Origin of the sequence: Gordonia sp. DT218, from assembly GCF_049847105.1 — a bacterium.
GTDB lineage: Bacteria > Actinomycetota > Actinomycetes > Mycobacteriales > Mycobacteriaceae > Gordonia.
Genome location: NZ_JBNCNS010000002.1, coordinates 521,555 through 534,280, shown reverse-complemented (window position 1 = coordinate 534,280; position 12,726 = coordinate 521,555). Strand labels below are relative to the sequence as shown.

General features: G+C 66.9%; 15 protein-coding genes and 1 riboswitch. Of the genes, 7 read left to right on the top strand and 8 right to left on the bottom strand.

Annotated features, from left to right (window positions below; translation table 11 throughout):
• Positions 1-82 precede the first annotated feature (82 nt).
• Complete coding sequence (locus ACPXCG_RS09265; protein ID WP_425792085.1) at positions 83-508, top strand: acyl-CoA thioesterase; 426 nt, start codon at positions 83-85, stop codon at positions 506-508.
• 4 nt (positions 509-512) lie between these two features.
• Here the strand turns inward: ACPXCG_RS09265 and ACPXCG_RS09260 are convergent, their stop codons facing one another.
• The 4 genes from ACPXCG_RS09260 to ACPXCG_RS09245 all read right to left on the bottom strand — a co-directional run bounded on the left by ACPXCG_RS09260 (position 513) and on the right by ACPXCG_RS09245 (position 3,248).
• Positions 513-827 (bottom strand): DMT family transporter, encoded by a 315-nt coding sequence (locus ACPXCG_RS09260; protein ID WP_425791311.1) that lies wholly within the window; start codon positions 825-827, stop codon positions 513-515.
• Between the two features lie 14 nt (positions 828-841).
• A riboswitch (guanidine-III (ykkC-III) riboswitch) is annotated at positions 842-904 on the bottom strand.
• A 39-nt stretch (positions 905-943) separates the two neighbouring features.
• The gene (locus tag ACPXCG_RS09255) at positions 944-1,327 is read right to left on the bottom strand and encodes a hypothetical protein (RefSeq protein WP_425791309.1); all 384 of its coding nucleotides are present in this window, start codon (positions 1,325-1,327) and stop codon (positions 944-946) included.
• 101 nt (positions 1,328-1,428) lie between these two features.
• Positions 1,429-2,085: a response regulator gene (locus ACPXCG_RS09250; RefSeq protein ID WP_425791307.1), complete on the bottom strand. Its 657-nt coding sequence runs from the start codon at positions 2,083-2,085 to the stop codon at positions 1,429-1,431.
• Positions 2,082-3,248 carry a sensor histidine kinase gene (locus ACPXCG_RS09245; protein WP_425791305.1) on the bottom strand — a complete coding sequence of 389 codons (1,167 nt, stop codon included), beginning with the start codon at positions 3,246-3,248 and terminating at the stop codon, positions 2,082-2,084. The genes ACPXCG_RS09250 and ACPXCG_RS09245 overlap by 4 nt, the downstream gene beginning before the upstream one ends.
• A gap of 133 nt (positions 3,249-3,381) precedes the next feature.
• Here ACPXCG_RS09245 and ACPXCG_RS09240 point away from each other — a divergent pair, with 133 nt between their 5' ends.
• Both ACPXCG_RS09240 and ACPXCG_RS09235 read left to right on the top strand, forming a co-directional pair.
• Entirely contained in the window at positions 3,382-4,296 is a 915-nt protein-coding gene (locus ACPXCG_RS09240) for an ABC transporter ATP-binding protein (RefSeq protein ID WP_425791303.1), read from the top strand.
• Positions 4,293-5,105 (top strand): ABC transporter permease, encoded by an 813-nt coding sequence (locus ACPXCG_RS09235; protein ID WP_425791301.1) that lies wholly within the window; start codon positions 4,293-4,295, stop codon positions 5,103-5,105. The genes ACPXCG_RS09240 and ACPXCG_RS09235 overlap by 4 nt, the downstream gene beginning before the upstream one ends.
• 74 nt (positions 5,106-5,179) lie before the next feature.
• On the opposite strand, the gene ACPXCG_RS09230 is transcribed toward ACPXCG_RS09235, so the two are convergent.
• Positions 5,180-6,292 carry an esterase/lipase family protein gene (locus ACPXCG_RS09230; protein ID WP_425791299.1) on the bottom strand — a complete coding sequence of 371 codons (1,113 nt, stop codon included), beginning with the start codon at positions 6,290-6,292 and terminating at the stop codon, positions 5,180-5,182.
• Positions 6,293-6,721: 429 nt separating this feature from the next.
• Here ACPXCG_RS09230 and ACPXCG_RS09225 point away from each other — a divergent pair, with 429 nt between their 5' ends.
• The gene (locus ACPXCG_RS09225) at positions 6,722-7,348 is read left to right on the top strand and encodes a YdcF family protein (protein ID WP_425791297.1); all 627 of its coding nucleotides are present in this window, start codon (positions 6,722-6,724) and stop codon (positions 7,346-7,348) included.
• A 3-nt stretch (positions 7,349-7,351) separates the two neighbouring features.
• Here the strand turns inward: ACPXCG_RS09225 and ACPXCG_RS09220 are convergent, their stop codons facing one another.
• On the bottom strand, positions 7,352-8,416 hold the full coding sequence (locus tag ACPXCG_RS09220) for a PHP domain-containing protein (RefSeq protein ID WP_425791295.1): 1,065 nt from the start codon (positions 8,414-8,416) through the stop codon (positions 7,352-7,354).
• The gene (locus ACPXCG_RS09215; RefSeq protein WP_425791293.1) at positions 8,413-8,598 is read right to left on the bottom strand and encodes a hypothetical protein; all 186 of its coding nucleotides are present in this window, start codon (positions 8,596-8,598) and stop codon (positions 8,413-8,415) included. The genes ACPXCG_RS09220 and ACPXCG_RS09215 overlap by 4 nt, the downstream gene beginning before the upstream one ends.
• Before the next feature lie 35 nt (positions 8,599-8,633).
• Between ACPXCG_RS09215 and ACPXCG_RS09210 the strand changes: the two genes are divergently transcribed.
• Positions 8,634-9,344, top strand: coding sequence for a guanylate cyclase (locus ACPXCG_RS09210; RefSeq protein ID WP_425791291.1), 711 nt, complete (start codon positions 8,634-8,636; stop codon positions 9,342-9,344).
• 26 nt (positions 9,345-9,370) lie between these two features.
• Here the strand turns inward: ACPXCG_RS09210 and ACPXCG_RS09205 are convergent, their stop codons facing one another.
• Entirely contained in the window at positions 9,371-10,393 is a 1,023-nt protein-coding gene (locus ACPXCG_RS09205) for an oxygenase MpaB family protein (protein WP_425791289.1), read from the bottom strand.
• Between the two features lie 109 nt (positions 10,394-10,502).
• Here ACPXCG_RS09205 and ACPXCG_RS09200 point away from each other — a divergent pair, with 109 nt between their 5' ends.
• Both ACPXCG_RS09200 and ACPXCG_RS09195 read left to right on the top strand, forming a co-directional pair.
• Positions 10,503-11,099: a TetR/AcrR family transcriptional regulator gene (locus tag ACPXCG_RS09200; RefSeq protein ID WP_425791287.1), complete on the top strand. Its 597-nt coding sequence runs from the start codon at positions 10,503-10,505 to the stop codon at positions 11,097-11,099.
• Between the two features lie 138 nt (positions 11,100-11,237).
• Entirely contained in the window at positions 11,238-12,629 is a 1,392-nt protein-coding gene (locus ACPXCG_RS09195; protein ID WP_425791285.1) for a S1C family serine protease, read from the top strand.
• Positions 12,630-12,726 lie beyond the last annotated feature (97 nt).

The following is a 12,726-nucleotide window of genomic DNA, read 5'->3' as shown; positions in this document are numbered from 1 at the left end:
GAGTCGCACGATGGAGACCCTCGACGACCCGGAGGCCGTCGGTGGTTCCGCCGACGAGTCATCCGAGCGCATCAGTCTGTCGATGTCGCTGTTGATGACGCCCGACATGGCGAACTTCGCCGGGAATGTCCACGGCGGCACAGTGCTCAAGCTGCTCGATCAGGTGGCGTACGCGTGTGCAAGCCGCTATTCGCGGAGGTACGCGGTCACCCTCTCGGTCGACCGGGTGATCTTCCGGGAACCGATCCGGGTCGGCGAGGTCCTCACCCTCACCGCGTCCGTCAACTACACGGGGCGCACGTCGATGGAGGTCGGGATCCGGGTCGATACCGAAGATGTGCGTACCGGACAACGACGGCACACCAACAGCTGCTACTTCACGATGGTCGCGACCGACGACAGCGGCCGGCCACACGAGGTACCGCAACTCACCCCGCGGACGGAGGTTCAGAAACGTCGCTTCCGCGAGGCACAGGACCGGCGTGCCTCGCTACGGTCGGCGCAGTGATCGGTCAGCCGGCCATCTTGAGGCCGATCACACCGCCGACGATGGCCACGATGCAGAAGATCTTGACCAGGCTCACCGACTCCTCGCCGGTCGCCATCGCATAGACCACGGTGAGAGTTGCGCCGATGCCCACCCAGACGGCGTAGGCGGTTCCGGTGGGCAGACTGCGCATCGCATAGGCGAGACCGGCCATGCTCGCGATCAGTGCGACGCCGAAGACCACGCTGGGTCCGAGTCGGCTGAAGCCCTCGGATTTGCCCATCGCGGTCGCCCAGACGGCTTCCAAGACACCCGATACGACGAGCACGAGCCATGACATGACGGTGACCTCCAGAGCCACCGTCTTGTCGTCGGCCGGGTACGGCGGGCTCGTCCGGTTGTCATCCTCGACCGATCCAGGCTAGCAAATCGGCGATCAGGCCTCAGGTGCGTCGATCAGGCCTCGGGGAGGTCGTCTTCGTCGAGCGCACTCACCGCGATCCCGTACGGCAGGAATCGCACCTTCCGCTTCGGGTCGGTGTTGTGCTTGTTCGCGCGGAGGGCATCGAGTTCGGTGGAGTAGACCTGCTCGACGCGAGCACCCCCCTCGTCGTCGACGACGAAGACTGCCCAGACGCCGGTCCCGGTGTCACCGGTTGTCTCGGGCTCACGATGGGTGCGGCGCCCGGTGTCCTCGAAGATCGCCGACCACGTGCCGCCCTGTCCGCCGGGACTCGCGAGGAACTTGCCGACCATGTCGCGGACCCCGTCGGTGGCCTCGCGTGCGAAACGGTCGAAATCCTCCGGGCTCATCCCGAATGGTCCGTTGTTGTCCGCCATGTGAGCCTCCTGATGCAGCGGGCCGCGGCAGTTGTGCCGTGTCCGTCCAGTCTCCACAGGTTTGGCGGTCTCCGCCACCATCCCGCGAGGTCGACGCGGACTCAGGCCCGGCCGGCGTCGTGCATGATGATCGCGACCTGCACCCGATTCGAGGTCCCGAGCTTGCTGAAGATGTGCGAGATGTGCGCCTTCACGGTTGCCACGCTCATGTAGAGCTCCTCGGCGATCTCGGCGTTGGACGCACCCTTCGCCAGGCACACGGCGACCTCGCGCTCCCGCTCGGTCAGACTCGCCAGCGACGCGCGCTCGGGCGACGAACGGCCGCCGACACCGCCGTTGTGCACCACCTGCTTGATCAGGGCGGCAGTCACCGACGGACTCAGCGCCGGCTCGCCGCGAAGGACGTTCTTGATCGCGGCGACGATGTCCTGCGGTGCCGTGTCCTTGAGCAGGAATCCGTCGGCCCCGACCGCCAGCGCCCGGACCACGTAGTCATCGGCATCGAAGGTCGTCAGGACGATGACCGACGGTGGACGCTCGAGCGCCTTGAGTTCGGCGGTCGCGGCGATCCCGTCCATCACGGGCATCCGGAGATCCATCAGAACCATGTCGACCGGCTCGGCGCGGTGCCGGTCGACGGCGTCCTGGCCGTTGGACTCCTCGGCCGCGACGTCGAGCTCGGGATCGCCGCCGAGCAGCAGTCGTAGACCGGAACGGACAAGCGGATCGTCGTCGACGATCATGATGTGCGCGCTCATGCCTGCCACGGTAGCCAGACATGCAGGACAAACCGCCGGTCGTCGGTGCGTACCGCGGAGTGTCGGCCCCCGCTCAACGCGACCCGTTCCGCGACACCGACGAGACCCAGTCCGGAACTCGGTGGCGCAGTCGTGGGTTCGTGCCGCAGCGGGAGCGGGTTGTCGACGAGAAGGTCGACGCCCGATTCGGGGTCGCCCTTGATCCGTACCGCGACGGTGGCGGCAGGCGCGTGCTTGCGTGCATTCGTCAGTGCCTCCTGGAGGCATCGGTACAGAGTTCGGAATCGCGCCGGCGCGATGGCGATCAGGTCCGCGGCGCAGACGTACTCGATCCGCATCCCGCCCGCCCGGTTCTCCTCGATCAACGCATCGAGATCGTCGGGAAGTGCTTGCGGTACTTCCGGATCGGCGTCACCGGGCCCCTCCCGGAGGACCCCGAGCACCTCGCGTAGCTCGGTCAGGGCGAGGTGCGACGTCTCCTGGATCGTCTGTGCGGTTTCCTGGACCTGTCGGCGGTCGAGGTCGTCGCGATAGGCCAGTGCGCCCGCGTGCATGCTGACCGTCGAGATCCTATGGGCGAGAACATCATGCATCTCACGGGCGATCCGCGCCCGCTCGACCGACCGGGCCCGCCGAACCTCGGACTCCTGCTCGGCCTCGGCAAGCGTGGCCCGTAGGCGCCAACTCGCCAGCAACTCCCGGCGCGAGCCGATGTACATGCCCCACGCGATCATCGTCGCGATGGCCGCCAGCATGGTGCCGTAACGCACCAGCAGAGGCTCCTCGACATCGGGCACGTTGAAGAACTCCTCGGCGAGAATCCCACATCCGACCGCGAGGACGGCCTGCGGAATGATCTCCCGCCATTTCCGTCTCGTCGCCAACGACACCATCGCCAGGGTGCTCGGTCCGAGCGAACTCGCCGAGAGGATGCCCGCCAGATTGGTGAGGGTCGCGACCGCGACCGGATGCGAGCGCCGCCACCACACGAGGACGTAGCTGATGAGGCCCAGGGTCATGTCGGCCACGGACCACCAGCGAACGTGCTCCCACTGATAGCCCACCCGCGAACCCCAGGCGATCCCGGTTATCAGGAGCATCAGCACCAGGCGCCACCCGTGACTCCACCACGTCAACGGCGGCTGATAATCCTCGGGGCGCACACCCTCACGGTAGTCGGGGTGTTCCCGGGGGCACCTCGTACTCGCGGCCACACCGACATCCGACTTTGGTCGCACACGGAAATGGCCGCGAGCCCGATGCGCGCCAGCACCGGTGTCGCCAACCATTGACACCATGATCACCGTCGAGAACCTCACCAAGAGATATGGCGAGCACACCGCTGTCGATGACGTGTCCTTCGCCTGTAGACCCGGTCAGGTCACCGGGTTCCTGGGACCGAACGGGGCCGGAAAATCCACCACCATGCGGATCATCGCCGGCTTGACGCCGGCCACCTCGGGCTCCGCGACCATTGGCGGCACGGCCTTTCGGGACATCCCCAACCCGGCGACCCAGGTGGGGGTGCTCCTCGACGCGTCGGCCCAACACGCCGGGCGCACCGGCGCCGAGATCCTGCGGTTGAGCGCGATGACGCTGGGCGTCTCGAAGTCACGCGTCACGGAGATGCTCGAGATGGTGAGTCTGACGCCCGACGAGGCCGACCGTCGCGTCCGCAACTACTCGCTGGGCATGCGTCAGCGCCTCGGGATCGCGAACGCGCTGCTGGGCGATCCGCACATCCTGATCCTCGACGAACCGGCGAACGGGCTCGATCCGGCAGGTATTCACTGGATGCGAACTCTGTTGCGGGACTATGCGAATCGTGGCGGAACGGTGTTGCTGTCGTCGCACCTGCTGCACGAGATCGAGATCATCGCCGACGAGATCCTGGTGATCGGGCACGGCCGGATCGTCGCCCAGGGCACCAAAGACGAGCTCCTCGCCGGAAACGGTGCCCGGGTCCGCTCACTCGATGACACCGCGCTCGCAGCGGCCCTGTCACGCGCCGACATCCATGCCCGACCGGCGGACGGGGGCGGGCTGACCACCGATGCCGCCCCCGAGGACGTGGGCCGGGTCGCCGCCGCCTCCGGGATCGTCCTGGTGGAGCTGCGGCCGGGCGACGGTGCGCAACTCGAAGAGATGTTCCTGCAGCTCACGCAAGGAACTCAACGCGAACAACCAGTCCTCCAGGGAGCACAGCCATGACCGTCCCCGTACAGAACGCGCCCGTCGACAACACGACTGCCGTCGATTGTCGAACGGCGTCGATCCCGTTGACCCGACTCACCGCCGTCGAACTACGCAAACTCGTCGACACCCGGGCCGGCTTCTGGCTAACCGCGTCGATCGGATTGATCTCGGTCGTCGTGGTGGTCGCGATGCTCATCGCCAACCACGACAAGCCCGGCGACCTGAACTTCGGTCAGTTCTTCGGCATGATGAACATCCCCACCGGGATCATCCTGCCGATCCTCGCAATCCTGCTGGTGACGGGCGAGTGGAGCCAGCGCACCGCGCTCACCACCTTCACCATGGAGCCGCGGCGCGAGCGCATCGTCACGGCCAAGCTCCTGGCCGCGCTGGTCGCCGGCATCGGCGCGGTGGTTCTGTCACTCGTCCTCGGAGCCGTCGGAAACGTGATCGCGGGCATCGCCTTCACCGATCCCGCGGGCGCCTGGTCGTTCACCGCAGCGGGGCTGGTCAACTCGTTCCTCCTGCAGATGTTCGGCCTGCTCCTCGGTTTCGCCTTCGCCGCACTGATCCTCAACACACCCGGCACGATCGTCGCCTACTTCGCACTGCCGACCGCACTGTCCCTGGTCACCGAGCTCGTGCCGTGGTTCAAGGACAATCTCGGCCAATGGATCGACACCACATCGACCAATGCGCCGTTCCAGTCCGGTGATTGGGCGACCGGCAGCGAATGGGCCCGGCTGATCGTCTCCGCAGTCGTCTGGATCGCCATCCCATTGACGCTGGGGGTGATCCGGGTACTGCGCTCCGAGGTCAAGTAGACCCGGGCGCGCGATGCGACCGGCGGGCCCACTCTCCCCGAGGCCCGCCGGTCGCACTCATCGCATCGAACTGCTCAGCCGAACAACCAGGCGTTCGGCGAGCAGACCACCGGGACCGGAACCCCGGGGCCGCCGGGCACGACGGGGATCTTCGCCGAGAATGCGTTGAGCACGATCGACACCGCGCGCAGCGAATAGCTCAGCGCGAGGTGATCGGAGGTGTCGATGCCACACCCGTCCTGCAAGGTGATGTTGCGGACGTCCGGACCGTTGAGGAAGGTCGACTGATACGGGGTGGTGACCTCGTCGTATTTGGTCCCGATGACCGTGTATTTCACCCCGGGCACCGTGTCACCACCGGCATTGAGCTTCTTCAGGAAGTCGGAGTCGTAGACCTGCTGGATTCCGGACACGCCCACTCCCAGCGCAATCGGTCCGAGCACATCGATTCCGGCATTGTTGATGACACGCCCCAGCGTGCCGATCCCGAGCAACGTCGTCCCATGGTTGGTCGCGCCCAACGTCACGAGGCGATCAACCTTGCCCGCGCCACCATTGAACTTCAGGTACTGCCGCGCCACCAGCCCGCCCTGTGAATGCCCGACCATGTTCACTTTCGAGGCGCCCGTCGCGGATCGCACCCGATCGACGAACGACGCCAGCTGCTCGGCGGACTGGGCGATGTCGCCGGTGCCGTAGGCGCCCGGGATCACGCTGCCGAGCCCGCCACCACCGCCGGCGCCCAGGATGCCGTAGTTCAGCGCGAAGACGCACATACCGGCGCGCTTCAGATAGGGCGAGAGGTAGGCCCAGTTGTCGTACGCATTTTCCCAGGTCCCGTGCACGAGGACGACCGGTGTTCGCCCGTCCGAAGCCTTGCAACTCCAGTCGTTCGCACCGGGCGGCGCGACGTCTGGATCGCGCAGTCCGTTGCCGAAGGCCTTCCAGAAGTCGTCCTCCTTCTTTCCGCTACCGGTCGGTACCTTCGACGTGCTCGAGCCACTCAGGATGACGTCGTCGGCCACCTGTTTCTTGAGACCCGACTTGATCGTGGCATCGAGATCATGCTGGGTGGCGGCCGATGCCGGGGCCGCGACCCCCCATCCCAGAGACACCACCGCGGCCACCGCGATCGCTCCCCCCACCAGCCGTCGGCGCCACCCCTGCGACGCAACCGATTGACGCATTCGCTCGCACTCCTTCTCGTAGTCGGTGACCGCGCGGTGTCCGGTGGCCCCCCGCCCCGGGACATGCGACCGCGATCACACCCATGCCGGAGCAAAGGTAAGCGCACGGTGTCCAAAAGTGAAGCAAAACATAAGTTTTGATATCGCTAACGGCGTATATCATTTGTGAACACCACGACCGACCGATCAATCGCTCAACATCGATGTATTGAATTGCGTAACAGCTCATTTCGGTCATCTCGCCGAAGTCATCCGACTGGGTCAAATGTTCAACTGAGTGTCCGTGCAGGTATCGAACTCACGCGGAGACAGGTCTGGCGCGGCGGCAGATTCGGCCCTAGCATCTGAACCCACGTGTTGCCCGGGGGGTCGGCACGCCGGCGGCCGGATGGCCGGCGGTGCAGCGTGCTCACAGGGGAGGAACGATCAATGCCGTATGGGCGCAGAGATTTTCGATGGGTTGCCATTCTGATCGCCGTCGGGCTGCTGGTCGGCGGGTGGATACACACCGACGCAACCGCATCGGCGGAGCCGGGCACCGTGTCGGCGGGTATCCGATCGGCACCGCCGGAGTGCCAGAATCCGGCGGCCGGGCTTGGGCCCGCCTGCGCACGTGGTCCCGCGACGGATGTGCCACTACTGCTGCGCATCAACCCGTTCGGCACCCGGATCATCGTGCTCGGCGCCGCCCTGAACCACGATGGATCAATGAAACCTGTTCTCCTCCAACGGCTCCGTGCCGCGCTCCCGCTGGCCCGAGAGGTCCCGCAAGCTCAGGTGATCACCACCGGAGGCCTACCCAGGCACGGACGGACCGAGGCCCAGGCGATGAAGGGCTGGCTGGTCGCCCACCACATCGCTCCGGCTCGGATCACCCCCGAGAACCGCTCGCGGACCACCATCGAGAATGCGCGCAATTGCGCCCGAATCCTGTCGGCAGGCGGTTCCACCGGCATCGTGCTCGTGACCAGCCCGAATCACATGACCCGGGCGACGAAGGACTTCCGTCAAGCGGTCGGATCTGCCATGCCCATCACCGGCGTCACCTCCCGGTGATCGTCAGCGTGACGGTCGGGCGCCCTCGGCCGTCCAGGCGAGCAACTGGTCGACAGGCCACGTGGTCACGATCCGGTCCGGCTCGATACCGAGACGCTCCGCTCGCTCCGCGCCGAGGGCCTTGAAGTCCAACTGCCCGGGCGCATGCGCGTCGGAATCGATCGCGAACAGGCAGCCGAGGTCACGCGCCAATTCGATGAGACCATCCGGCGGGTCGACCCGTTCCGGACGGGAGTTGATCTCCACCGCCGTGCCGTGATCGGCACACGCGGCGAACACCTTCGCGGCATCGAAGGCCGATTGCGGGCGCGCACCCCGACCCCCGGTCACCCGGCGGCCCGTACAGTGGCCGAGCACATCGACCCGTGGATCGGACACGGCCGCGACCATCCGTCGGGTCATCGGCGCCGCGTCCATCCTGAGTTTCGAGTGCACCGACGCGGTCACCACGTCGAGATGGTCGAGCAGTTCGTCGGTCTGGTCGAGTGACCCGTCGTCGAGGATGTCGACCTCGACGCCCGTAAGGATGTGGCAGCTCCCGCCCGAGCTCCGGTTCAGGTCGGCGATGTCGTCGATCTGGCGTCGGAGACGTTCGGGACTGAGCCCGTTGGCGACGGTCAGGCGCGGCGAATGGTCGGTGATCGTGAGCCACTCGTGACCCAGGGCGGTCGCCGCCCGCGCCATCTCGTCCAGGGGTGCGCCGCCGTCGCTCCAGTCGGTGTGGGCGTGAAGGTCGCCGCGGATTGCCCGGTAGAGGTCCTCGCCGCCACTCGCCAGTGATACCGGCGATTTCTCCTGCACGTCCGCCAGGTAGCCGGGTAGCTCACCGGCAACCGATTCGGCGATCACCGACGCCGTCGTCTTCCCGATCCCACCGATCGCGGTCAGGGTCCCGGCCGTCGCTCGCTCGGTCAATTCCTCTACACCTGCGCGTTCCGCGGCGCGCGCCGCCTTCCGAAACGCCTCCACCCGATACGTACTCTCCCGCCGGCGCTCCAACAGCCAGGCGATCCGCGTCAGTGCGACGACCGGGTCGACCGGGGCATCGATCGGGACGAACGATCTCATGTCCGATCGCCGGACTCCCCGCCTGCGCGAGCCTGCGCATCCGCGTAACGCTGATGCAGACGCTCCCGGACGTCATCGGCACTGTAGGCGTTGCGCCGACGCTGATCTCGGGCGACCAGCACCCCACCCGCAGCCACACCGACCGCGCCCGCCAGGCCGACCCACTTCCACGCGCTGTGCATGTGCTCGAGGATAGTGTCTGATCTACGCTGCACTCGTGCGCACAGGAAACGATCTCGGCGGCGGCCGTTCCGTCGTCGGCCTCGACGACGCGCTCGCCGCCACCCGCACGGGCGACATCTGGTTGTTCCGTGGCCGTTCCGGGCCCGACCGGGCCATCCGAGCCCTCACGAACGCTCCGGTCAACCACGTCGCCATGACCGTCGCCATCGATGACCTGCCGCCCCTGCTGTGGCACGCAGAACTCGGTGAAAGACTGACCGACGTCTGGACCGGCAGCACACATCGCGGTGTCCAACTCCACGACGGCCGCGAAGCGCTCGAGCAGTGGATGACCCGTTACGACCAGGACTGCTGGCTGCGGCAACTGACCCCGGACGTGACCACCGCGAAGGAGGACACGCTGCTGAAGGTGATCGCCCGCCTCGACGGCACCCCGTTCCCGGCGACCGCGCGTCTCGCCGGGCGATGGTTCCGGGGTCGGGTTCCCAACAGCGTCGATCTGGTCCGCGGCATCCCCTATCTGGATCGCGTCGCCCGCGACCGCCGGGCGAGACGACGCACGCGCAACCGGAGCCTGCAGGCCGCCTACTGCGCGGAGGTCGTCGCCATCACCTACGCCGAGATCGGTCTGCTGGATGCGGCCAAGGACTCCAACTGGTTCGACCCGGGACGATTCTGGAGTGGCGACCAGTTACCCCTCACTCCCGGTTACCGGCTCGGCGACGAGATCGCCGTGCAGCGCTGAGTCATTCGCCCGCTATCCCCTTCCCGTCAGAGGGTGGCCTCCACCTCTGCCCGACCGAGCGCGGGATCCGAGCCCACGTCACGGCGGGGCTCGGTGTGCGGCACGGTCGTTCCGTCGGCGACCCTCGCCCGGGCGGCGGTGAACTCCGGCGCTTCGCCCATCGTGGCGTGTAGCCCGTTCAGTGCCGCCCAGACCGCGCTGCGACGTGCGCGGCGTTCGATCGGATTGGGTGGACGATGCATCACCAACTGGGCAGCCCACTCCGGCATCGTGTCCCGGATCGCCCAATCGACCGCACCCTGAGCCGGATTCGTGAGATTCGGTCCGGTCGCGATCGCATTGCCATGTGTCAAGGCCAGTTTGGGCAGGTATGCGGCCAGGCACGCCAGGGTGTCGGCCTTGGTGGCGGGCAGGTCGGTGCCGCCGAGCGCGTGGCCGACACGGACGAATTCCCCGTAATAGCGGTCCAGTTCGGCACCGCGCAGGGGCGACGGGTGGTAGATCTCGTGTGCGGTGGCGATCCCCCAGACGACCGTGGCGTAGTTCCATCGCAGCCACGCCGGATCGTCCGCGTCGTAGGTGAGGCCGTCGGGTCTCGTGCCCTTGATGGTGTGGTGCATCGCGCGCACGGTGGTGGCGAGACGTTCGGCGGTCTCGGTGGACCCGTAGGCGGTACCGATGAAGAAGGCCACCGAGTGCCCCAGACGGACCGCCGCGCCGGTGGGGTCGATTCGTCCGGTCGGCTCACCGTCGTCGTCCTTCTGCACCAGACGCGAATGATGCACACCCATCCAGAAGATGCTCGGGTCGAGCCGCTCCAGATACGACGCGCATTGGAGACCGAAGATCAGCGCGGGCGTGTGTGCATGGACGTACCAGGTCGCGCTCTCCGGCCCGAACCATCCCGGGTCCCCGGTCGGCTCGGAGAACTCCATCCCGCGGAAGTACCTGGTCCGGATGTTCTTCTCGAACCGGTCGTTGAGCCACAGGCCGGCCAATTGATGCGGCAACGGAAACGGGAACGGAAGTGAACCCAGGGACATCGACATCGAACTCGCCCTCGCTGTCAGTTGTGGTTACAGACGTGACCAGAATATCGTCTGGGTACGGCTGTGACCAGACTTGATCGATTCTCGTCGGCAGACGTACGCTGATCCGATGTCCAGCCCCACCAGATGGGCCGGCGTCCCACTGACCGACCGCCGCACCGAACGGCGCGCGCTGCTGATCGACGCCGCCTTCACGGTGTTCGGCGCCTCGGGTGCGCCGGGTCTGTCGGTGCGATCGATCTGCCGTGAGTGCGGCCTCAACACGCGCTACTTCTACGAGAGCTTCGCCGGCACGGATGAGCTGCTCGGCGCCCTCTACGACGTGGTGGCACAGGAACTCGCGGCTGTGGTCGAGGAGGCCATGGCAGTGGCGGGGCCGTCGATCCGGGCCAGGACCACGGCCGGCATCCGGGCCGTTCTCGGATTCGGTTCCGACGATCCCCGACGCGGACGCATCCTGTTCACCGAGGGGCGATCGAATCCGGTGCTCGTCGCCCGACGGGCCGCGACCCAAGACCTGCTGATGGAGCTGGTTCTTACCGAAACTGTTGCTGCTCAAAGGCTTCCCGACGGTCTGACCAGCCGGGTCGGCGCCATCATGTACACCGGCGCAATGGCCGAGCTGGCCCAGCAGTGGCTTGCCGGCAACCTCGGCGACGATCTCGGCGCGGTCGTCGAGCAAGCGGCGTCCCTGGTGTTGCGCTGACCATGTTCCGGCGCGCCCCACAGAGGCCTTGACCGCCAGAGTTTCTCGGAATCAGCTGAGACGCCACGGTGAGAACTGACAGGAAACCCGAGGCTCATTTCTTCACGTTCTCTCATACAGCGACGGCATCGTGGTGTCGTGAACCAATCCCAGCCGACCGAGGGTGACGACAGCCCGGTCACCGAACCATTCACCCAGCAGAGTCCGCACCACCCGCCGAACACACACTGGGATGCCCCTCCGGCAAACGCGTATCCGCCACCTCCGGTGCCCGATCGCCCACGCAGCCTGGCCAGGCCGATCGTGGCGACCGCCGTGCTCGCGGGTCTCGTCGGAGGTGCCGTCGGGGTTGGCGGCAGTGCGCTGCTGAATCGTTCGGACGCGAGCCCGTCGGTCCCGTCACTCACCTCGCAGCCCGCGTCCGCGGCCAACGCCGCGGACGTGAAGCCCGGCTCGGTGACCTACGCCGCGCAGGTGGCCTCCAAGTCGGCTGCCGACATCAAGGTGAGCACCGGCCAGGGAACCGCTGTCGGCAGCGGGATCGTCCTCTCCCCCGACGGCTATGTGCTCACCAACAACCACGTCGTCGCGGCAGCCGGCAACGGCAGCACCATCCAGGTGACGACCAGCGACGACAAGACGCACACCGCCAAGGTCACCGGCACCTCCCCGTCCTATGACCTGGCGGTCATCAAGCTCGACAATGCATCGGGACTCTCCCCTGCCACGCTGGGCGATTCGAGCGGCCTGCAGGTCGGCGAGCAGGTCGTCGCGGTGGGCAGCCCCGAGAACCTGTCGAACACGGTCACCTCCGGCATCGTCAGCGCTCTGTCGCGCACCGTGACCGCCGGCGACGAGACCGGCTCCGGGCTCACCGTCTACAACGGCCTACAGACCGACACCGCCATCAATCCCGGCAATTCCGGTGGGCCGCTGGTGAACCTGAAGGGGCAGGTGGTGGGAGTGAACTCCGCCGTCGACACCGGTCAGAGTTCCAGTGGCGGAGTCCAGGCCTACGGACTCGGCTTCGCCATCCCGATCAACGCCGCCAAGCGCATCGCGAACGAACTACTGCAGGACGGCCACGCGACGAAACCTGTTCTGGGCGTGTCGGGTTCGCTGGCATCGGCCAACGGTAACCAAAACGTCGAGGGTGCCCAGATCTCGTCGGTGCAGTCGGGTGGCGCAGCCGCGGACGCCGGCCTCAAGGCAGGCGACGTGATCACCAAGATCGGCGACACCCCGATCAGCGACTACGCCGACCTGATGGCGCAGGTCCTGACCCACGCCCCCGGCGACACCGTGCCGGTCACCGTCGGGTCGGGCAACAACGCACGCACCGTGCAGGTGAAGCTCGGCAGCGCGGTCGACAAGGAACAGACGACCATTCCGGAATCCGGCGGCCAGGGTGGTCAATCCGGCGGCCAGGGTGGCTTCGGCAGCCAGGGCGGCGAGTCCGGCGGCCAGGGCGGCGAGTCCGGCGGATCAGGACTGCCCTTCGGCGGCAGCCCCTTCGGCATGGTGCCCTAGAGAACCCCGGGGAGCGGGACGGCTCCGTCGATCACCCGATCGACGGAGCCGTTTGCCTGTCCGGCAGACCTCTCATGTCGCATCGGACACACCGCCG